We start from the raw sequence: 20,456 nt of genomic DNA on the forward strand, positions 1-20,456 counted from the left end.
CTCTCGAAACGTGTCAGCAATCGTCTCACAATCCTCTTCACAGAGGATCCGCAAGAGCAAAATCGCCGCCCACGCTTCTCTTTCTCAGATTCACTTGTCAAAGAACCGCAAACACACAAACAAAACAGCAAAGCTCGCCCAGAACCCCAGGCCCAAACCCCGCCAATCGTCAGGAGATGCAAAAGCAAGCCGCCAACCCCGTTGGCCGCCCGCCGATGAACCGGGGTATACGGATCACTCCCAGACCCGTCAACTGNGAGGCGGTCCTGTGGATGAGCGCCGAGCTGGGCCAAAACAGCAAAGCTCGCCCAGAACCCCAGGCCCAAACCCCGCCAATCGTCAGGAGATGCAAAAGCAAGCCGCCAACCCCGTTGGCCGCCCGCCGATGAACCGGGGTATACGGATCCCCGGATCCCCTGTCAACAGCCTTGTGACAGAAACACGACGTTCAGGCCGCGTCGCGCAGGCCTTCGAGGAACCGACGTGCCTCCTCGGCCGGGAGGGGGCGGCCGAGGAGGAAGCCCTGCGCCTCGGTGCAGCCTTCCTGGCGCACCCGCGCCATCTGCTCTTCCGTCTCGATTCCCTCGGCGGTGATGCTTGCGCCGAGCTGGGTGCCGAGGTCGACCACCGCCCGTACGATCGCCGCGGTGCCGGGATCGGCGATCTCGCGGATGAAGGACCGGTCGATCTTGATCCGGTCGAAGGGAAAGCGGCGCAGGTAGCTCAGGGAGGAGTAGCCGGTGCCGAAATCGTCGAGGGCGATCCGGACCCCGAGAGCCCGCAGGCGGTGCAGGGGCAGACCGGAGGCCGACAGGGCGGAGACCACGCTCTGCTCCAGGTTCGCTTGCCCGAACTGGACCGCCGAGACGTTGACCGCGATGCGGCGGTCCCCTGGCCAGGAGGCCGCCTCGGTGCAGGCCTCCCGGAGGGCCCAGCTTCCGAGCTGACGGATCAGCCCGGTCTCCTCCGCAAGGGGAATGAAGGCGCCGGGCGCGATCATGCCCCGCACCGGATGCTGCCAGCGAAGCAGGGCCTCGAAGCCCTTCACGGCACCGCTGTCGAGGTGCAGGACCGGCTGGTAGTGCAGGCTGAAGCCGCCCGTGCGCACCGCCTCGCGCATCTCCAGCTCGAGGAGGTTGCGCTGGGTCGTCGCCGCATCCATGGCCGCCTCGTAGAAGCGATAGGTGTTCCGGCCGGCCGCCTTGGCCCGGTAGAGGGCGATGTCGGCGTTGCGGAACAGCGTGTCGGCGTCGGCGCCGTCCTGGGAGCCGAGGCCGATGCCGACGCTGACCCCGATCCCGACCCGGTGGCCGTCGAGGTCGACGGGCTGCTCCATCGCCTCGATGATGCGGCGCGCCGCGAGCCCCGCTTCCTGGGGATCGTCGAGGTCGGCCAGGATGATGGCGAATTCGTCGCCGCCCAGGCGCGCGACGGTGTCGCCCTCCCGGACCACGCTGCGCAGGCGGTCGGCCACCACGCGCAGGAGCGCGTCGCCGGCCGGATGACCGAGGGTGTCGTTGACGGCCTTGAAGCGATCGAGGTCGCAGGCCAGGACCGCGAAGCGGCCGCCCCGGCGATCGGCGCGGGCGAGGGCGTTGCTCAGGCCCTCCTTGAACAGGAGCCGGTTCGGCAGGCCGGTCAGCCCGTCATGCAGAGCCATATGGGCGATCCGGCCCTCCGCCAGCTTGCGCGCGGTGACATCCATCGTGAGCCCCACGATCTTCACCGGCTCGTTCGACTCCGGGTCGGTCACGACCCGGGCGAAGCTCTGGAGCCAGCGCGGCGGATCGCCTTCCGGCGCCGCCAGCCGGAACTCGCCGCTGTAGGATCCGCCCTCGGCGAGGCAGCGGTAGACCTGTCCGTACAGGACCGCGAGGTCGCCCGCATGGATGTGGCGGTCCCACGCGCCGATGCCGACCTCCACCGGCCTGTCGGCCGCGTGGCCCGCCGGCACCGGGAGGCCGTACATCCGCGCGCTGTCGACGGAGTGCCGGACGGTGCCGCCCTTCAGGTCCCAGGACCAGAGTCCGGCCCCGGCCGATTCCTGCGCGAGCCGCAGGAGGTTCGAGGTTTCCTCCAGGGCTTGGCGCGCCGTCACGATGTCGTCGATGTCGAGGGCCGTCCCGAGCAAGCCGACCATCACGCCGTCCTCCCGGATGGGCAGCATGACGAGCTTGTGCCAGCGATAGACGCCGTCGTGCCGGAGGAGGCGGCCTTCCATCTCGTAGGCATCCCCCAGCCGGCGGGCCTCGCTGAAGACCGCCTCCATCCGCGCGGCATCCTCCGGGTGATTGCGGGCGAGGCGGGCCTCCCGGCTGATGCCGATGGGTCCGTAGTAGTCCTCGAACCGCTGGTTGACGTAGGTGGCGGTGCCGTCGTGGAGGGAGACGACCCAGACGATCTGCGGCAGGGAATCGGCGAGCGCGCGGTACCGGGCCTCGCCCAGGCGCAGGGCCTGCTCGGCGGCGACGCGCTCGCTGACGTCGCGCGCGGCGGTGATGGTTTCGAAGGGCCGCCCCGCCTCGTCGCGCACGAGCCGCGTCTGCGCCTCCACCCAGATCCAGCGGCCATCGCGGTGGCGCAGGCGATGGGTGATGCGGCCCGTCTCGGTGCGCCCGGCCCGGAACGCCTCGAGGAACGCGCGCGTGGCGGGCGCATCCTCGGGGTGGAGCGAGGCCTCCAGGGGCAGGCTCAGCATCTCCTCGGGGCTGTAGCCGAGGAGATCGCGGGCGGCCGGAGAGACGTAGGTGCGGACGTTCGCGACGCTGCGCCGGACGATCATGTCGGAGACGGAATCCGCGAGGATGCGATACCGCCGCTCGCCCTCTCGGGTGCGGGCCTCCGCCGCCCGATGCTCCGTGACGTCGGTGAAGGTGTGCAGGATGCCGCCGTCGGGCAGGGTCACGCCCCGGACCTCGAGGGTGGTCCCGTCCGGACGCGGCCAGTCGATCCGCAGGGGCGTCCAGGCGCCGGTCGCATCGCGCAGGCGCGGCCGGCCGTCCTGGGCGGTCGGCATCGCCGAAAACTCGCCGCGCTCCGTCAGGTGCGCGAGGATGTCGGACAGGAGCGCCCCTTCGCACAGGATCGCCTCCGGCAGGTCCAGCAGTTGCAGGGCCCGCGGGTTGAGCAGCCGGACGCAGCCCTGCGCATCCATCATGATCAGGCCCTGGTCCATGGTCTCCAGGGTCGCGCGCAGGCGCAGGTCCTTCTCCCGCAGCTGCGCCTCGGAGGCAGCGAGGTCGGTGACGTCGAGGACGAGGCCGTAGAGCGCCGTGAGGCGGCCACCGGCATCGCGCTCCACCGCGCCCTGGACGATCACGTGACAGAGGCTGCCGTCCGGCCGGACGATGCGGGCCCGCCCCTGGTAGGCAGCGCCCTCGGGCCCGTCGCTCTCCAGGGCGTTGGCGATGCGGGCCGAGACCGCGGCCCGGTCGTCCGGATGGTAGTAGGCGAGGTGGTCGTCGAGGGAAATCTCGCCGCCGGGGGGCATCGGCCGCCCGAAGACACCGCATAGTCCCTCGGACCACGAGACGGTCCGGGCCCGCGCATGGATGCGCCAGTAGCCGATATGGGCGACGGACTCGGTCATCCGCTGGGCCTCGACCACGAGCTTGAGGTCGGCGGCCTTGGCGGCAAGGAGCACCTCTGTCCGCTGGCGCTCCGCTCGCTCGATCTGACTCGCGCGCTGCGCGACGGTGAGCCGGAGGTGGGCCTCGACGACGGTGCCGAGGTCGCGCAGTTGCGCCACGCGGGTCGCGTCGAAATCGTCGCGCGGAACCGTGTCGATGAGGCAGAGCGTGCCGAGGGGCAGGCCGTCCGACAGGGCGAGGGGTACGCCCGCGTAGAACCGGGCCCGCGGCCCCCCGGTGACCAGGGGGCTCGTTGCGAACTCGGCATCGGCCAGGATGTCGGGCAGGACCAGCACCGCGCCGGGCGCCCCCAGGATCGTCCGGTCGCAGAAGGCACCGGCCCGGGAGAGGGTGCCCCCCTCGGCGACACCGCATCGCGCCTTGAGCGTATAGGTCTCGCTGCCGGCAAGGTTCACGAGGGCGATGGGCACGCCGAACAGAGCGCAGGCTGTCCGGCAGACGGCATCGAGATGCGCCTCCGGCGTACACTCCAAGAGTCTCAGGTCGTTGAGGATGGCCAGACGCTGCGCCTCGACGCTGGAGCTCGGCACGACAACCCTTTCTCACCGACGCACAATCCACGGAAACGCCGCGATCCGCGTCTCAGGACCCCGAAACCGGCAGGCCCCGCTGTCGATGACGGGTCCGAGCCGGCACAAGATAAACATCGACCGGTCTTGCGGACACCCGCGACGAAACCGCCCGATGCGAGACCATGCCGTGCCAGCCTTTCACTTTCCTTTATGCGCGCGACGTCTCGGCGACGGCCGTGCGTTCCTTGGTGGCGCGCCGGCTCGTTTGTCCGGGAAGGCGGCGTTGCACACCGTCGACGTCGGTTCTTCGCGAGACATCGGCGGCCGTCACGCCGGCAAAAGCAACCGGGCACTGAGACCGCCGAGATCCGAGCGCGTGAGGCGCAAGCCCCCGCCGTACAGCTCGGCGAGCTCCCGGGTGATCGAGAGACCGAAGCCGTGGCCGGGCACGCTCTCGTCGAGGCGTCCGCCGGGCCGCACGGCGCGGGCGGCCGCCTCCGCGTCCAACCCGGGACCGTCATCCGCCACGGTCACGGCAATTCCCGCCTCCGTGGCGGCGGCCGAGACCCGGACGCGACCGCGGCTCCACTGGCAGGCATTGTCGATGAGGTTGCCGAGCATCTCGTCGATGTCCTGCGGATCGCAGGCCACCGCGAGGCCGGCCGGCAGGTCGAGCTCGAGGGCGAGGCGCTTCTCGGCGTAGAGGCGCCCGAAGGTGGTCCGCAGGTCGGCGAGGGGACCGGCGAGTTCGGTCCGGGTGCGGGTCGCGCCGCCCAACGCGGCGGCCCGGGCGCGCCGCAGGTGGTGGCGCACCTGCCGGTCCATGGCGCCGGCAAGCTCGGCGAGGCGACCATCCGGGTCGCGGGTCCGGTCCGAGAGGGCGAGGGTCAGGGTGGCGAGGGGCGTCTTCAGGCCGTGGGCGAGGTTCGCCACGTGGGTGCGGGCCCGTTCGAGGTTTGCGGCGTTCTGGTCGAGGAGGGCGTTCACCTCGCCCACCAGGGGACGGATCTCGGCGGGCTGCGGGCCGGGAATCCGGGGCCGGCGTCCGGCCCGGACCTCGGCGATGTCCCGGCGCAGCTGCTCCAGGGGCCGCAGGCCGAGGCGGACCTGCAGGACGGTGCCGGCCACCAGGCAGAGACCGAGGATCCCCAGGATGGCCGCGAGGGTCAGACCGGCCTCGCGCAAGGGTCCGTTCAGGGCCCTAACCGGGGCCGTGGCGATGAGGAGGGCCGGCGGCGTGTCCCCCTGGGCGGGCAGGACCTGGATGCGCAGGATCAGGGCTTCGCCCCAGGGGCCGGTGCCGTCGCCCGGCTGGGGGCGGTCCGGGTCCCGGTCACGGGGTGGCCGGGCCGAGCCGGGGCCGCCCGGGATCGAGCCGCCCAGGGCGGACGGGTCCGGCAGGCGCGGGTTGCGCGTCTCCAGGGATTCCCCCTGGAGGGACTCGGCCCGCAAGGTCCTGCCCCCCTGGCGAACCTGCCAGTACCAGCCGGAACGCGGGCGGTCGAAGGGCGGCCCGTCCAGCGCACGATCGAGGCGCAGGCGGTCGCCAGGGCCGCGCTCCAGGCTCGACGCCAGGGCGACGAGCTGGCTGTCGAGGCGGCTGTCGAGCTGGGTCCGGACGAAGCGGTGCAGGACGAGCCCGATGGCGAGGCCGGCGACCAGCAGGGCCACGGTGACGAGGCCGAGGGCGGCCAGGAGCAGGCGCCGCTGCAGGGAGCCGAGATGGAGGAGCCCGACGGGCTTCGGGGGCGGACCGGGCCGGTCGGACGGCGCGGGCTTGGCCGGCGGTCCGTGCCCAACCGCGCCGGCGTGCCCGGCAGGAGGCTTCGTCGGGGTCACGCGGGATCGCCCGGGAGCAGGCGATAACCGTGGCCACGCACCCCCTCGATCCGGGCGGGGGCGATCTTGCGGCGCAGGCGGGTGATGATGACCTCGACCGAGTTCGAATCGACGTCGGCGTCGCCGTCATAGACCCGCTCGATGAGCTGGCTGCGCGGCATCACCCCGTCCTTGTGCAGGATCAGGCAGGACAGGACGCGCCATTCGAGGCCGGTGAGCTTCAGGGGCAGGCCGTCGCGCTCGAAGGTGCCCAGGCCGGATTCGTAGGAGAGGGGACCGCAGGTGACGCGGGACGCCCCGTGCGCGGTCGCCCGGCGCACCAGAGCACGCAGGCGGATCACCAGCTCCTCGACCCGGAACGGCTTGACCAGGAAGTCGTCGGCCCCCGCCTTGAAGCCCGCGACCTTGTCGCTCCAGCCGTCCCGCGCCGTGAGGACGAGGACCGGCACGGTTCGGCCAGCCGCCCGCCAGGCCTGGAGGACGGTGAGCCCGTCGCGCCTGGGCAGGCCGAGATCGAGCACCACCGCGTCGTAGGTCTCGGTCTCTCCGAGATGCTGCGCGTCCTCGCCGTTCGCCGCGTGGTCGAGGGCGAAGTTCTCGGCCCGCAGGGCCTTGGCGATCTCGGCGGCGAGCGGCGCATCGTCCTCCACCAGCAGGAGTTTCATGGCGTGGTGTCCGTGGGTGGAAGGGCGAAGGTGGACCGGCGAGCGGCCTACGCCGCGTCGTTTAACGGGGGCTGAACCGTGCGGTTCAGATCGGGTTGGAGGCCCCGGCCTAGAACGGCGTCAACCCGAGAGGGCAACCGCCGAACCCCGGAAGGACAGGCCACCATGACCGAGACCGCCCAGACCCCCGCGCCCGCCAGCCTCACCCCGACCCCGAAGCCCTCGCGCCGCGCTCTCGTCGTCGGCGCCATCGCGGCGCCCCTGGCCTTCGGCGCGGTCGGCCTGTCGCTCGCCCAGACCGGAGCCTCGGTGATGACGCCGGTGGCGCCCACGGCGATCTCCGCCCTGAAGGCTTCGGGCTCCATCGCCGCCAAGGGCGACGTCGCCGAGATCTACGGCAACAAGTTCGTGATGCAGGACGGCACCGGCAAGGCGCTGGTCGAGACCGGCCGCCAGGGGGAGGGGGGCGCCCTGGTGAAGCCCGGCGAGGCCATCACCGTGCAGGGCCGGTTCGAGAACGGCTTCCTCCACGCCCTGCTGATCACCCGCGCCGATGGCAGCCAGGTGCGCGTCGGCCCCGCCGGCGGCCCACCCGCCGGAACCCTGGACTGGGCCAAGGACAAGGTGGGCCTCGGGGCGAAGCTCGACGTGCCGGCCCTGACCGCCCGCGTCGAGGCGGCCGGCTACTCCGACATCCGGGTCACCGGACGGGGGCCGCGTCACCTCGAGGTCGCCGCACGCGGCACCGATGGGCGCGAGCGCCAGCTCCACGTCGGCTTCGACGGTCAGGTCCGCGAGAAGCGGGTCTTCTGAGCGTCCCCTGCGCCGTCTCCCCCCTTCGATCTCACCCGGCAGGACATCCATCATGACGAAGACCACAGCCCTCCTCGGCGCCGCCGCGATCCTGATCGCCGGCGCGGCCGTCGCCCAGCCGGCCCCGCCGCCCGGCGGTCCGCGCCCCGGGCCGGAAGCCGGCGCTCCTCCGGGCGGCCCCCGGCGCGGTCCCGATGCACCGCCGCCGCCGAAAGCCGCCCATTTCCGCCTGGAGCGGGGCGAGACCGCCGTCGACGTGAAGTGCGCCGACGAGGAGCCCATGAAGGCCTGCGCCGACCTGACCCTGCAGATGCTCGACCGCCTCGCCGCGCTGCCGCAGCCGGACGCGTCGAAGACCGACGGGTCCAGGCCAGAAGCGGCCAAGCCCGACGCCCGCTGATCCCACCCCGAACAGCGATGCGGCGGCTCCCCGAGCCGCCGCATCCCGACCTCCCTCCTTTGACAGAGAGCACCCTATCCTGATGCCCACAACATGCAGCACGCACGGAACGATCTGGGCCCTGTTCGGCCACCGCCTCGCGATCGAGGCCCCCGAGGGCCGCGTCCTCGTAGATCTCGGCCCGGAGGGCGCCAGGGCGCTCGCCCTCGCGGGCGCGACGCTGACGCCGGGCGACGCCATCGCGGTGACCGGCGAGCGGAAGCCCTCGGAGATCAAGGCCATCGCCATCACGGCTCCGGACGGGATACGGCACGCCATCGCCCGGCCGCGTCCCGAAGACGGCGATGCGGGTCAGGCCGATCCGACGGTCGCCTTCGCGGCACTCCGAAAGGCGGGCTTTCAGGTCGAGGGGGAGGCCCGGCGCAGGAGAAAGCATTTCGAGATCCGCGCCCGGAAGGACGGAGGGTATGTCGAGGCGCACGTCACCTTCGCGGGGGTGATTCGCAAGACGAAGGCCCTGTCCGGGGCTGCCGCGCCGACCGGCTGACCAAGCGTCATGGCGCCGGGCCGAAGGGGGACCACCGGCCCGGACGCGATACTGCATTGCAATATCAAGCTTTCGCCGCTCCATTTCAGCGTGATAGATCGGCAATCGTTACTGCTGATACGGAGCTCTTCGCATGTCCCATCTGTCCCGCCTCGCCGTCGTCCTAGGTGCCGCCGCCCTCGCGCTTCCTCTGGCCATCCCGGCTTCCGCCAAGGGTCCGGGCGCATCGAAGGTGATCTCGATGGTCGACACCGACAACGACGGCACCATCGACCTCAAGGAGGCCCAGGCCGTGGCCGGCGCCCTCTTCGACAAGCTGGAATCCGACAAGGACGGCACCGTCGACGCCAAGGAGCTCAAGGGCCGCGTCAGCAGGAAGGCCCTCAAGGCCGCCGACCCGGATTCGGACGGCACCCTCGACAAGACCGAGTTCCTCGCCCTGGTCGAGGCCCGCTTCAAGGCCGCCGATCCGGACAACGACGGCACCCTCGACGCCAAGGAGTTGAAGACCCCCGCCGGCAAGGCCCTGGTCTCCCTCCTCAAGTAAGTCCGACCGGTGCCTCGGGCACCGGAGCACGACCCACCTCCCGGGACGGCCCGGCGCTCCCAGCGCCGGGCCGTTCGCGTTTCAGGGTCCGGGAAAGCTCACCCCGGGACTCGCCGCGAGGATTGACCGGAGGCGGCAGTTCAGAACATTCCAGGCTGGCACGCCATTCGCAAACAGCGTCTGCCGATCGCAGACAGCGTTCGCCGATGGCTGCGCTGTCGAAACGAAGGCCGGTTCATGGAATTTTTCGCCCAGCAGTTCATCAACGGCCTGACGCTCGGGTCGATCTACGGGTTGATCGCCCTGGGCTACACCATGGTCTTCGGCATCATCGGGATGGTGAACTTCGCCCATGGCGACGTGTTCATGCTCTCATCCTTCATTGCCCTGATCTTCTTTCTCATCCTCACGTCCTGGCTCGGGCTGACCTCGGTCGCTCTGGTGTTCCTGATCGTGCTGGTGCTCGCCATGATCCTCACGGCTCTCTGGGGCTGGGCGATCGAGCGGGTCGCCTACCGGCCCCTGCGCGGCTCCTTCCGCCTGGCGCCGCTGATCTCGGCCATCGGCGTGTCGATCTTCCTGTCGAACTTCGTCCAGGTGGTGCAGGGCGCCCGCAACAAGCCGGTGCCGCCCCTCGTCCGGGACGTCATCGTGCTCTACCAGAACGAGCAGTACACCGTGACCCTGTCCTACAAGCAGGCGATCATCATGACGACGACGGCGCTGCTGCTCGCCGGCTTCTGGTACCTCGTGCAGCGCACCTCCTTCGGCCGCGCCCAGCGCGCTTGCGAGCAGGACCGGCGCATGGCGGCCTTGCTCGGTATCAACGTCGACCGGACGATCTCGCTGACCTTCGTGCTGGGCGCGGCGCTCGCCGCCGTCGCCGGCACCCTCTACCTCCTCTATTACGGCGTGGTCTCGTTCTCGGACGGGTTCGTGCCCGGCGTGAAGGCCTTCACCGCGGCGGTGCTCGGCGGCATCGGCTCGCTGCCCGGCGCGGTCCTCGGGGGCCTGATCATCGGCCTGATCGAGACCTTCTGGTCGGCCTACTTCTCGATCGAGTACAAGGACGTGGCCGCGTTCCTGATCCTCATCGTGGTGCTCATCTTCAAACCATCCGGCATCCTCGGACGCCCCGAAGTCGAGAAGGTCTGAGCCATGGCGCAAGGATCGACGACTCACGGATCGACCATCGGTGGGGTGTCCCCCACCGTCGGCCGCCGCTCCGCCGCGGCCCTGCCGGAGATGCTCAAGGATTCCGCCCTCTTCGCCCTAGTGACGCTCGGGTTGAGCATCCCGGTGGTGGCCTACCGCACCGATCTTGGGCAGGGCACCGGCCTTGAACTCACCGGTCGCTGGGGAGTCGTCGCGGGCCTCTGCCTCGCGGTGTTCGTGCTGCGCCTCGGCCAGCGCCTGCTGCTGGGCGAGGTCGCGCGCCGGCGGGAGGCCCACCGCCTCGCGACCGTCGATGCGGCCCCGGTCGTCGCCCGGGCCGGCCGCGTCCTCGGTCCGCTGACGCTGGCCGTCGCGCTCACCCTGCCGCTGCTTGCCACCCTTGGCTCGGGCGGCCTGTCGGAGGGGCGCTACTGGATCGACCTCGGAATCCTCATCCTGACCTACGTCATGCTCGGATGGGGCCTGAACATCGTCGTCGGCCTCGCCGGGCTGCTCGACCTCGGCTACGTCGCGTTCTACGCGGTGGGGGCCTATTCCTACGCGCTGCTCTCCACCGTGTTCGGGCTCTCGTTCTGGATCTGCCTGCCGCTGGCCGGCCTGTTCGCCGCCGCCTTCGGGGTGCTGCTCGGCTTCCCGGTGCTGCGCCTGCGGGGCGACTACCTCGCCATCGTGACCCTCGCCTTCGGCGAGATCATCCGCCTCGTCCTGATCAACTGGGTCGACTTCTCCGGCGGGGCCGCCGGCCTGTCCTCGATTCCCCGCGCCAGCTTCTTCGGCATCCCGTTCACGGCCGGGGAGGGCGGCTTCGCCCAGACCTTCGGGCTGAGCTTCAGCCCGATGCACCGGATCGTCTTCCTCTACTACCTGATCCTGGTGCTGGCGCTGATCACCAACCTCGTCACCCTGCGCATGCGTCGCCTGCCCCTGGGGCGTGCCTGGGAGGCCCTGCGCGAGGACGAGATCGCCTGCCGCTCGCTGGGCATCGACACCACGATGACGAAGCTCACCGCCTTCGCGCTCGGCGCGATGTTTGCGGGCTTCGCCGGCTCGTTCTTCGCTGTGCGCCAGGGCTTCGTCAGCCCCGAAAGCTTCAACTTCCTCGAGAGCGCGATCATCCTGGCCATCGTGGTGCTCGGCGGCATGGGCAGCCAGGTCGGCGTCGCCATCGCGGCGATCGTCATGGTCGGCGCCCCGGAACTGCTGCGCAACCTGTCCTTCCTCAAGGCCGTGTTCGGCGAGGGCTTCGACCCGAACGAGTACCGCCTGCTGCTGTTCGGCCTCGCCATGGTGTGCATGATGGTCTGGCGCCCGCGCGGGCTCATCTCCGAGCGCTCGCCCTCGGTCCGCCTCGGGGGGCGCAGCGCATGACGCGTGCCACTGGTACCACCCGCCTCGCCACCCTGCGGGACGCGCCCCCGGCCGCGAATCCGGGCGGCCCGGTCGACCCGATCCTCGTGGTCGACCACCTGACCATGCGGTTCGGCGGCCTCACCGCCGTCGGCGACCTCTCCTTCAAGGTCGGGCGCGGCGACATCACCGCGCTGATCGGCCCGAACGGCGCCGGCAAGACCACGGTCTTCAACTGCATCACCGGCTTCTATAAGCCGACCGAGGGCATGATCCGCTTAGCGCAGGCCGGCGGCGAGACCTACCTGCTGGAGCGCCTGCCGGGTCACGACGTCAACCGCCTCGCCCGGGTCGCCCGCACCTTCCAGAACATCCGCCTGTTCCCGCAGATGACCGTGCTGGAGAACCTGCTGGTCGCCATGCACAAGCCCCTGATGCGGGCCTCCGGATTCTCCCTCGCGGGCATCCTCGGCCTGCCGGGCTATCGCCGGGCGCAAGGTGAGGCGATCGCCAAGGCCGCCGGCTGGATCGCGCGCATCGGCCTGACCCACCGGGCCGACGAGCCGGCGGGCGATCTGCCCTATGGCGACCAGCGCCGCCTGGAGATCGCCCGCGCCATGTGCACGGACCCGGTGCTGCTCTGCCTCGACGAGCCGGCCGCCGGCCTCAACCCGCGGGAATCGGCCGACCTCAACACCCTTCTGCGGATGATACGCGACGAGTACGGCACCTCGGTGCTGCTCATTGAGCACGACATGTCGGTGGTGATGCAGATCTCCGACCGCATCGTGGTGCTCGATTACGGCGTCAAGATCGCCGACGGCACGCCGGACGAGATCCGCAACGACACCCGGGTGATCGCGGCCTATCTCGGCGTCGACGACGAGGAGGTGGCGGCGGTGGAAGCGGAAGTCGGACTTGCCGGAACCTCTACGGGATTAACGGCATGAGCGTCGCGGGCATCAACGTGCTGGTGGACGAGACCCGCGCCCGGATGGACGCCATGACGGCGCCGCTGCTCAGCGTGCGCGGCGTCTCGGCCTATTACGGCAGCATCCGCGCCCTGAAGGGCGTCGACATCGACGTGCACGCGGGCGAGATCGTCGCCCTGATCGGCGCCAACGGGGCCGGCAAGTCCACCCTGATGATGACGATCTTCGGCCAGCCCCAGGCGCGCGAGGGCACCATCACCTTCGCAGGGCAGGACATCACCAAGCTGCCGACCCACGAGATCGCCCGGCTCAACCTGGCGCAGTCTCCCGAGGGAAGGCGGATCTTCTCCCGCATGACGGTGCGCGAGAATCTGCAGATGGGCGCGGCCGTCAACGGGGGGAAGCATTTCGCCGAGGACCTCGAGCGGATGTGCACGCTGTTCCCGCGCCTGCGCGAGCGTATCGACCAGCGCGGCGGCACCATGTCGGGCGGCGAGCAGCAGATGCTCGCCATCGCCCGAGCGCTGATGAGCCGGCCGCGCCTGCTCATGCTCGACGAGCCCTCGCTGGGCTTGGCGCCCCTGGTGGTCAAGCAGATCTTCTCCGCCGTGCGCGACCTCAACGCCCGCGAAGGCCTGACCGTGTTCATCGTGGAGCAGAACGCCTATCATGCCCTCAAGCTGGCGCATCGCGGCTATGTCATGGTCACGGGGGCGGTCACGATGAGCGGCACCGGCCAGGCCCTTCTCGACGACCCGCAGGTGAAGGCCGCCTATCTCGAGGGGGGATCGCACTGAGCATGGCCGACGGTTTCAGCCTCGATCTGCGCACCCTCGGAATTTTCCTCCTCATCACCGTGGCGATGGGCGGGGGTGCGGCCTGGATGACCGGCAGCGGGCTCGCCCGCGGCTGGCGGCCGTTCTGGCACTGCGTTCTGGCCCTGCTGCTGATCGCGGCGGTGACGCGGTTCCTCCACTACGCGCTGTTCGAGGACCCGCTGCTGTCGCTGCCGGCTTACCTCGTCGACGCGGCGGTCGTCCTCGCCATCGGGGCCGTGGCCTACCGCTACACCCGCACCGGACAGATGACCCGGCAATATGCCTGGCTCTACGAACGCACCGGACCGCTGAGCTGGCGGGACCGGACGAGCGCGCCGACGCCGTGACGGCGCGTCGCGAGACCACACCGCGTGTTGGCGACCGTGCCGGCGAAGCGAACGCCCGGTCCGGCGCCTCAAGAGGGGAAACGAGCATGAAGTCACTGTTTTCAGCCGGCGTCGCCCTCAGCCTGATGCTGGCGGCCACCGCCGCTCAGGCCGAGATCAAGATCGGCGTGGTGGTCCCCGTTACCGGTCCCAACGCCGCCTTCGGTGCGCAGATCAAGACCGGGGCCCAGCAGGCCATCGCCGACATCAACAAGGCCGGCGGCGTCAACGGCGAGAAGCTGGTGATGACGGTCGGCGACGACGCCTCCGATCCGAAGCAGGGCGTCTCGGTGGCCAACAAGTTCGCCTCCGAGGGCGTGAAGGCCGTGGTCGGCGCCTTCAACTCGGGCGTCTCGATCCCGGTCTCGGACGTGCTGCAGGAAGCCGGCATCGTCGAGGTCAGCCCGGCCTCCACGGCGATCAAGTATACCGAGCGCGGCAACTGGAACACCTTCCGCACCTGCGGCCGCGATGACCAGCAGGGCGCGGTGGCGGGGGCGTATCTCGCCGAGAAGTTCAAGGGCAAGAAGATCGCCTTCGTCCACGACAAGACCCCCTACGGCAAGGGCTTGGCCGACGAGACCCTGAAGGCCCTGAAGGCCAAGGGCGGCACCAACGTGCTGTACGAGGGCATCAACCCGGGCGAGAAGGACTTCTCGGCCCTGGTCTCGAAGCTGAAGCAGGCCAATGTCGACGTGGTCTATTTCGGCGGTCTCTACACCGAGGCCGGCCTGCTGATCCGCCAGATGCGCGACCAGAGCCTGCAGGCGCCGCTGATGGGCGGCGACGGCATCGCCGACCGCGAATTCGCCCAGGTGGCAGGCCCGGGCTCCGACGGCACCCTGATGACCTTCTCACCGGATGCCCGCAAGAATCCGAAGTCGAAGGCCACCGTCGACGCCTTCAAGGCGATGAACTTCGACCCCGAGGGCTACACCCTCTACTCCTACGCCGCCATGCAGATCCTCGCCGACGCGATGAAGGCGACGAAGTCCACCGACGGCCAGAAGGTCGCCGCCTACATGCACGAGGGCAAGCCCTTCAACACGGTGATCGGCGACATCGCCTACGACAAGAAGGGCGACATCACCCGCCCGGACTACGTGATGTACATGTGGAAGAAGGGCGCCGACGGCTCGATCAACTACGCCGGCAACGAGCAGCCGTAGGCTCCGCCGAGCGTCGTCGCCGATCGGGGCCGGGGGCGCGATCCCCCGGCCTTTTTTGTGCGGGGCCGCGCGAAGGCTCCGGGCGCGACGAACCTGCACACCCCGTCAGCCGGCCACAGCGCCAGGTCGGCTCCGGTTGTCGCAACGGGTCGTGGGCGGTTCTCCGCGTCCGCGCGCATTCCACCCCGACGGAGCAGCTATCGCCACACGCGCCGGAAGACCGACGTCCCCCGTGACGCCGACCCCGAGGGCGGCGTCGACCCGGACCATCGTCCACGCAAGATCGCCTGACGAGTTCAAGACGGAGGCTCCGAGACCTCCGCGCCCAGGCGACATCCCAACGACGGAGCGATGACCATGAGGCGACATGGCTCCCGGTCGCCGCATGCCAGACCTGTTCTCGCCGAACCCCCGGGAGGGTTAACGGGCCGGTCCGCTTCCGGTACCCCAAGCTGTGCCGTTGGACTGGCACGCCACTTGAGGAGCCTGGATGACCCTAGACGTGCAGCACGATCGCTCTGCCTCGCCGCTCGCAACCGTCTCTCACGAGATCTATCCGTCCCCATTGCCAAGTCCAGAGCATCCGGGCGACGACGCTCCGGTGCCTGCGCCCGATACGCCGACCGCCCCGAGCTTCGAAAGCGACTGTTTCGCGGGCTTCGGCTCCTTCAGCTGATCCCCCAACAGAGTAGCGCTCCGCCTCCGGCAATGGTCCGGGGGCAGGGCGTTGCGGGCACCGCAGGATAGCGGTGACCCAATCTTCAGGCACGGCTCAGCCACAGCCGAGCCCCGTTCCCGCCATGTTCGCCCGCTCTGTGTCGCGGGATTGCCGAACGGGAATGCCCATGTCCTTCCTCACGAACCTGCCCATCGCCGACCTGATCGCCAGCTACGGTTATATCGCGATCTTCGTCGTCATCGCCCTGGAGAGCGCGGGCGTACCGCTGCCGGGCGAGACGATCTTGATTTCGTCGGCGGTCTATGCCGGTAGCACCGGCCAGTTGAACATCGGCCTGATCATCCTCGCCGCCGCGACCGCCGCGATCCTGGGCGACAATCTCGGCTACTGGGTCGGCCGCCGCTGGGGCATGCCGCTCCTGCTGCGCTACGGCCACTTGATCGCCCTGGATCACGGCCGCCTCAAGCTCGGGCAGTATCTCTTTCGCGAGCATGGCGGGAAGATCGTCTTCTTCGGCCGCTTCACCGCGATGCTGCGCGCCTATGCAGCCGTCCTCGCGGGCGTGAACAAGCTCGATGCCCGCCGCTTCCTGATCTTCAACGGCCTCGGCGGCATTGCCTGGGCAACGATCATGGGCCTCGGCTCGTATTACTGCGGTCGCTCGATCGAGCATGTCGCCGGGCCCGTGGGCCTCGCCCTGCTGGCCGTGGTGATCTTCGGCGGCCTCGCGCTCTGGCTGTTCGTGCGCAAGCACGAGACGCGCCTGCTGGCGGAGGCCGAAAGCGCGATCCCCGGCCCACTGACCTAATCGACGCCGGCACGCTCCCCCCGAGACGAACCCCGTCGGCCTCCGAGGCCGGCGGGGTTCGTCGTTCGCGGACAAGTGCGAGAGGCGCGACGCCGGAAGATAGCAGGCTTTACCGAGAACATCGCCGCGTGACGTACTCGACGAAGGCGTCGAACCAGCGGCTGCGAGGATGCGGGGCCAGATCCCAGGATCGGCTCAACCGCTCTAGCTGACTCATCAAGAGTACAGCCAAGTCTTGAAGGAAGATTGGCTCCCCGAGCAGGACTCGAACCTGCGACAAAGCGATTAACAGTCGCTTGCTCTACCAACTGAGCTATCGGGGACCGCGATCGGGGGTCTACACAGCGCTTCGCCGGGACGCAAGAGTGTCTGGACCGGTGATTTGACGATTCCGTCACATTTTTTGACCGGCGCCCGGGGCGTTGCCGGAAATCCTCGCGACCCGGACTGAGGTCGCGTGGAACCGGAGGCGGGGGATCGAGGCGCAGGACCGAAGATGGCCCCACCCAGGCGCGCGAAGGGGGGACGCATCCGTCCGTGCAGCCTAATTTGCAGAGATCGTTCAAAGGCCGTTGCCCTCACGCGGGGGGCTCTGCTAGAGACCGCTCTCCCCGAGCCGGCCGCCCGGACGGGGGTCGCCGGACGAGCCCCTCGGGGCGGTGCGACAGAGGCCTCGTGGCGGAGTGGTTACGCAGAGGACTGCAAATCCTTGTACGGGGGTTCGATTCCCTCCGAGGCCTCCAACTTTTCTATTGTCGGCGCGGCCGGCGTCCCATTCGAGGAACGAGATCCCGCCGGTACCGGCGCCAAGTGTTCGGCGGCCCGGGTGGACAGAAACGATCGCAGCGGCCGAGGCCCGGAAGACCCGCTTCTGCGTGTCAGCGGGGCGCCTCCGGGAACCTTGCGTTTTCGCCATCGATCCACGACAACCCGCAAGCTTCGGCGTGGCCGCCCGGCCGCCCGGAAGGACAGAGCGGCGCCCGGCGCCGGCTCAGGGTCGAGGGAAGACGGCATCCATGCTCGATTACGCGCAGGCACGACGCCTCATGGTCGATTGTCAGTTGCGGACCTTCGACGTGAACGACGTCCCGGTCCTCGACGCCTTCGGAGAGGTCGCCCGCGAGCGTTTCGTGCCGCCGGGCCGCGAGGACTTCGCCTATATCGACCAGACCCTGCGGCTCGGCCGGACGGGCCGCGCGATGCCGGCACCGATGCTCCTGGCACGCATGATCCAGGCCCTGGCGATCCAGCCGGGCGACACCGCCCTCGATGCCGCCACGGGCTACGGCTACGGCGCCGCGATCCTCGCGCGGCTCGGTACCGACGTCGTGGCCCTCGAATCCGATGCCGATCTCGCGACGGGCGCCCGCGAACGCCTGACCGGCCTCGACCGCGTCACGGTCGTCGAAGGACCGCTCGAGGCCGGCGTCCCGCAGAGTGCACCATACGATGCGATCCTGGTGAACGGCCGGGTGGAGACGCGTCCGCAGCCCCTTCTGGATCAGCTGAAGGACGGCGGTCGCCTCGTCTGCGTGATGGGCCGGGACCGGGCCGCGAAAGCGACCCTGTTCGTGCGGGCCGGCGACGCCTTCGGCGCGCGCCCCCTCTTCGATGCCGCTCTTCCGCCCCTGGGCGCCTTCGCGGACGCGGTCGATTTCGCGTTCTGACCTCCGCAGAGCTGCCAAAAGGACCGCTTCGTCGCCATCGATGCCGTGGACTGGAGACCGGTTTCGCGCCCCGCACGCCTCGGAGGTAACCCGAAAGGAGTGTCGCTTTTTTGCGGCACCCCTGACGGATTCACGCAATGCACAGCAAGCAACCGGTGCTCTGCCGGTCAAGGTCGGGTAGTCTCCGCATCGAGGCGGGCAACCCGGTATCGCGCCCAGGCGCGGCGGCCTTCTGCGAGGCCGTCCGGTTCATCGAGAAACCGCAAGGGCTGATGAGCGTGAGAGATTCGAAACCTGCGATGCGCACGAGGCTTCGGCCGGCCGGCCTCGCCGTATTGGCGGTCGCCCTGGCGAGCCCGGCCGGTGCCGAGACGCTGGAGAGCGCACTCTCGCGGGCGTATGCCGCCATTCCGATTCTGAATTCCGGCCGCGCCGGCGTGCGCGCAACCGACGAGAGCGTAGCACAGGCGAAGTCCGGCTATCGTCCTACCGTCAGCCTTGATGCCGACATCGGGATCGGCCAGCTGGATGGGACAGTCTCGAGACAAAGGCTCAATCAGGTTACGCGTCCGGGCGGTGCGGGCCTCACCGTCAACCAAACTCTATTCAACGGCTTTCGCACCGACAATCAAACCCGCCAGGCGGAATCCGATGTTCTCCGCGTCCGGGAGGCCCTTCGCGCCACCGAGATGAACGTCCTGTTCAATGCAGCCCAGGCCTACATGTCGGTCCTCAGCGATACGGCAAACCTCGAACTGCGCCGCAACAACGTCGAGGTGTTGGAAGAGCAGCTTCGCCAGACTCGCGACCGCTTCAACGTCGGTGAGGTGACCCGCACCGACGTGGCGCAGGCCGAGGCCCGCCTCGCCGGCGCTCGGAGCGACGTCAGCGGTGCCGAGGCCACTCTGCGGGCCAGCATCGGCACCTATCGCCGCTATATCGGCGTCGAGCCGCGCCAACTCGCGCCCGGACGGCCTCTGGACCGCTACGTTCCGGCCAGCCTCGATACGGCGATCAATATCGGCCTCAAGGAGCATCCGCAGATCCTTTCGGCGCTGCACCTCGTCGACGTGTCCGAGGCCCAGGTGAAGGTGCTGGAAGGGGCGCTGTACCCGACCGCCGGCCTGCAGGGCTCGGTGCAGCAGCGCTATGACCAATCTTTCGCTGGCGACAATTTTCTCAGCGCCACCATCGTCGGCCGCCTGACGATTCCCCTCTACGAGGGAGGCCAGACCTATTCGCAGATCCGTCAGGCCAAGGAGACGGTCGGCCAGCGCCGACTCGATGCCGAGGACACCCGCGATCAGGTCCGCTCGGCCATCGTGACGGCCTGGGGCCAGCTCGAGGCGTCCAAGGCACAGGTCATCGCCTCGCAGGCGCAGGTGCAGGCCAACGAAGTGGCTCTGAATGGCGTGCGCGAGGAGGCCCGCGTGGGCCAGCGCACCACTCTCGACGTGCTGAACGCGCAGCAGGAGTTGCTGAACGCCCGTACGAACCTGATCATCGCCCAGCGCAACCGGGTTGTCTTCTCCTACGGCGTCGTCCAGGCGATCGGTCGCCTGACGGTGCGCTTCACGGCGCTGCCGGTGGCGGTCTACAGCCCGAAGGAACACTTCGATCAGGTCAAGGACCTCTGGTACGGCGTGCGCACACCCGACGGACGCTGAGGTTCGGCAACCACGCGGTCGCCGCAATTCGGGCTGTGCCGCCCCGGCCGGCGCAGCCGTACCTTAGAGTCTCACGGCGGCGCGAGCTTATCCCGTGCCGTGCAGCGGCCGGCGCTTGTGTCGGGGCGGGAGCATGAAATACTCGCCGCACGTCGCAACCGTTTCCCCCAGATCCCGAGCATCGTCCGGATGAGTGCAGCGAGCCCCAAGGTGTCGGACAAGGCGCAGGAACCCTCCATGGAGGAGATCCTGGCGTCGATCCGGCGCATCATCGCCGACGATCAGATCGCCAAGGCCGAGGTGGTCCCGCCGCGGGCATCCGCCCCGCAGCCCGAGAACGACGATGTCCTGGACCTCGCCGAGGTCGCCCAGCCCGTCCGCAAGCCCATCCCCCTCGACGAGCCCGAGATCGCGTTCCGCAAGGAGCCGATCGAGGACGGGCAGATCGACTTCGATGCGATCTCCTTCGACGATGACGAGCCGGAGCTGGAGCCGCTGCCGCCTCTCCGTGCCGCTGCCCCCATCGAGCCGCCGCGTCCGGCTCCCCAGTCCGCGATGCGCGAGCCGGAGCCGACACCCACCGAGCGCCTGACCTCGGCCGTCACGGATGCGAGCGTCGCCCAGGCCTTCCACATGCTCTCGAACACGGTGATGAGCAGCCAGGCCCGCACCCTGGAGGACCTCGTGCAGGATATGCTCCGGCCCATGCTGAAGGGCTGGCTCGACGAGAACCTGCCCGGCATGGTCGAGCGTCTGGTGCGCGCCGAGATCGAGCGGGTGGCTCGGGGCCGCTGAGGCCCGAACGCGGTCGCAGAGCCGAATCGCGGGGCTCGC

At 69.6% G+C, this 20,456-nt stretch carries 17 protein-coding genes and 2 tRNA genes; 15 read left to right on the forward strand and 4 right to left on the reverse strand.

Annotation, left to right across the window (positions count from 1 at the left end; all coding sequences use genetic code 11):
- Positions 1 to 448: 448 nt before the first annotated feature.
- The 3 genes from ASG63_RS05515 to ASG63_RS05525 form a co-directional block, all read right to left on the reverse strand.
- Positions 449 to 4,180, reverse strand: coding sequence for an EAL domain-containing protein (locus ASG63_RS05515; RefSeq protein WP_056212906.1), 3,732 nt, complete (start codon positions 4,178 to 4,180; stop codon positions 449 to 451).
- Between the two features lie 309 nt (positions 4,181 to 4,489).
- Complete coding sequence (locus ASG63_RS05520) at positions 4,490 to 6,001, reverse strand: sensor histidine kinase (RefSeq protein ID WP_338011809.1); 1,512 nt, start codon at positions 5,999 to 6,001, stop codon at positions 4,490 to 4,492.
- Positions 5,998 to 6,666, reverse strand: coding sequence for a response regulator transcription factor (locus tag ASG63_RS05525; protein ID WP_056212909.1), 669 nt, complete (start codon positions 6,664 to 6,666; stop codon positions 5,998 to 6,000). The genes ASG63_RS05520 and ASG63_RS05525 overlap by 4 nt, the downstream gene beginning before the upstream one ends.
- A 165-nt stretch (positions 6,667 to 6,831) precedes the next feature.
- On the opposite strand from ASG63_RS05525, the gene ASG63_RS05530 reads away from it, so the two are divergent.
- The 11 genes from ASG63_RS05530 (at position 6,832) to ASG63_RS05580 (ending at position 16,288) form a co-directional block, all read left to right on the forward strand.
- Positions 6,832 to 7,479: a hypothetical protein gene (locus tag ASG63_RS05530; RefSeq protein WP_056212911.1), complete on the forward strand. Its 648-nt coding sequence runs from the start codon at positions 6,832 to 6,834 to the stop codon at positions 7,477 to 7,479.
- Between the two features lie 52 nt (positions 7,480 to 7,531).
- Positions 7,532 to 7,879: a hypothetical protein gene (locus ASG63_RS05535; RefSeq protein WP_056212913.1), complete on the forward strand. Its 348-nt coding sequence runs from the start codon at positions 7,532 to 7,534 to the stop codon at positions 7,877 to 7,879.
- Between the two features lie 82 nt (positions 7,880 to 7,961).
- Positions 7,962 to 8,426, forward strand: coding sequence for a hypothetical protein (locus tag ASG63_RS05540; RefSeq protein WP_056212915.1), 465 nt, complete (start codon positions 7,962 to 7,964; stop codon positions 8,424 to 8,426).
- Positions 8,427 to 8,559: 133 nt separating this feature from the next.
- On the forward strand, positions 8,560 to 8,973 hold the full coding sequence (locus ASG63_RS05545) for an EF-hand domain-containing protein (protein ID WP_056212916.1): 414 nt from the start codon (positions 8,560 to 8,562) through the stop codon (positions 8,971 to 8,973).
- A 237-nt stretch (positions 8,974 to 9,210) separates the two neighbouring features.
- Positions 9,211 to 10,128, forward strand: coding sequence for a branched-chain amino acid ABC transporter permease (locus tag ASG63_RS05550; protein WP_055959172.1), 918 nt, complete (start codon positions 9,211 to 9,213; stop codon positions 10,126 to 10,128).
- 90 nt (positions 10,129 to 10,218) lie between these two features.
- On the forward strand, positions 10,219 to 11,517 hold the full coding sequence (gene livM, locus ASG63_RS05555; RefSeq protein ID WP_056213095.1) for a high-affinity branched-chain amino acid ABC transporter permease LivM: 1,299 nt from the start codon (positions 10,219 to 10,221) through the stop codon (positions 11,515 to 11,517).
- Between the two features lie 104 nt (positions 11,518 to 11,621).
- Entirely contained in the window at positions 11,622 to 12,446 is an 825-nt protein-coding gene (locus tag ASG63_RS05560; RefSeq protein WP_244476333.1) for an ABC transporter ATP-binding protein, read from the forward strand.
- Positions 12,443 to 13,225: an ABC transporter ATP-binding protein gene (locus tag ASG63_RS05565; protein WP_056212920.1), complete on the forward strand. Its 783-nt coding sequence runs from the start codon at positions 12,443 to 12,445 to the stop codon at positions 13,223 to 13,225. The genes ASG63_RS05560 and ASG63_RS05565 overlap by 4 nt, the downstream gene beginning before the upstream one ends.
- Before the next feature lie 2 nt (positions 13,226 to 13,227).
- The gene (locus ASG63_RS05570; RefSeq protein WP_056212921.1) at positions 13,228 to 13,593 is read left to right on the forward strand and encodes a DUF6867 family protein; all 366 of its coding nucleotides are present in this window, start codon (positions 13,228 to 13,230) and stop codon (positions 13,591 to 13,593) included.
- Positions 13,594 to 13,679: 86 nt separating this feature from the next.
- Positions 13,680 to 14,801, forward strand: a complete 1,122-nt coding sequence (locus tag ASG63_RS05575; protein WP_056212923.1) for a branched-chain amino acid ABC transporter substrate-binding protein — start codon at positions 13,680 to 13,682, stop codon at positions 14,799 to 14,801.
- A gap of 845 nt (positions 14,802 to 15,646) precedes the next feature.
- Positions 15,647 to 16,288 (forward strand): DedA family protein, encoded by a 642-nt coding sequence (locus tag ASG63_RS05580; RefSeq protein ID WP_056213097.1) that lies wholly within the window; start codon positions 15,647 to 15,649, stop codon positions 16,286 to 16,288.
- Between the two features lie 247 nt (positions 16,289 to 16,535).
- Here the strand turns inward: ASG63_RS05580 and ASG63_RS05585 are convergent.
- Positions 16,536 to 16,611: transfer RNA gene (locus ASG63_RS05585), tRNA-Asn, on the reverse strand.
- Between the two features lie 346 nt (positions 16,612 to 16,957).
- Here ASG63_RS05585 and ASG63_RS05590 point away from each other — a divergent pair.
- From ASG63_RS05590 to ASG63_RS05605, 4 genes are all read left to right on the forward strand, one after another.
- Positions 16,958 to 17,031: transfer RNA gene (locus ASG63_RS05590), tRNA-Cys, on the forward strand.
- A gap of 273 nt (positions 17,032 to 17,304) precedes the next feature.
- Entirely contained in the window at positions 17,305 to 17,955 is a 651-nt protein-coding gene (locus ASG63_RS05595) for a protein-L-isoaspartate O-methyltransferase family protein (RefSeq protein WP_056212925.1), read from the forward strand.
- A 299-nt stretch (positions 17,956 to 18,254) separates the two neighbouring features.
- A complete protein-coding gene (locus ASG63_RS05600) occupies positions 18,255 to 19,622 on the forward strand; it encodes a TolC family outer membrane protein (RefSeq protein ID WP_244476332.1) in 1,368 nt (455 codons plus the stop codon).
- A gap of 189 nt (positions 19,623 to 19,811) precedes the next feature.
- Complete coding sequence (locus ASG63_RS05605; protein ID WP_082501193.1) at positions 19,812 to 20,417, forward strand: PopZ family protein; 606 nt, start codon at positions 19,812 to 19,814, stop codon at positions 20,415 to 20,417.
- The last annotated feature ends 39 nt before the right edge of the window (positions 20,418 to 20,456 follow it).

Origin of the sequence: Methylobacterium sp. Leaf94 (genome assembly GCF_001426045.1) — a bacterium.
GTDB lineage: Bacteria > Pseudomonadota > Alphaproteobacteria > Rhizobiales > Beijerinckiaceae > Methylobacterium.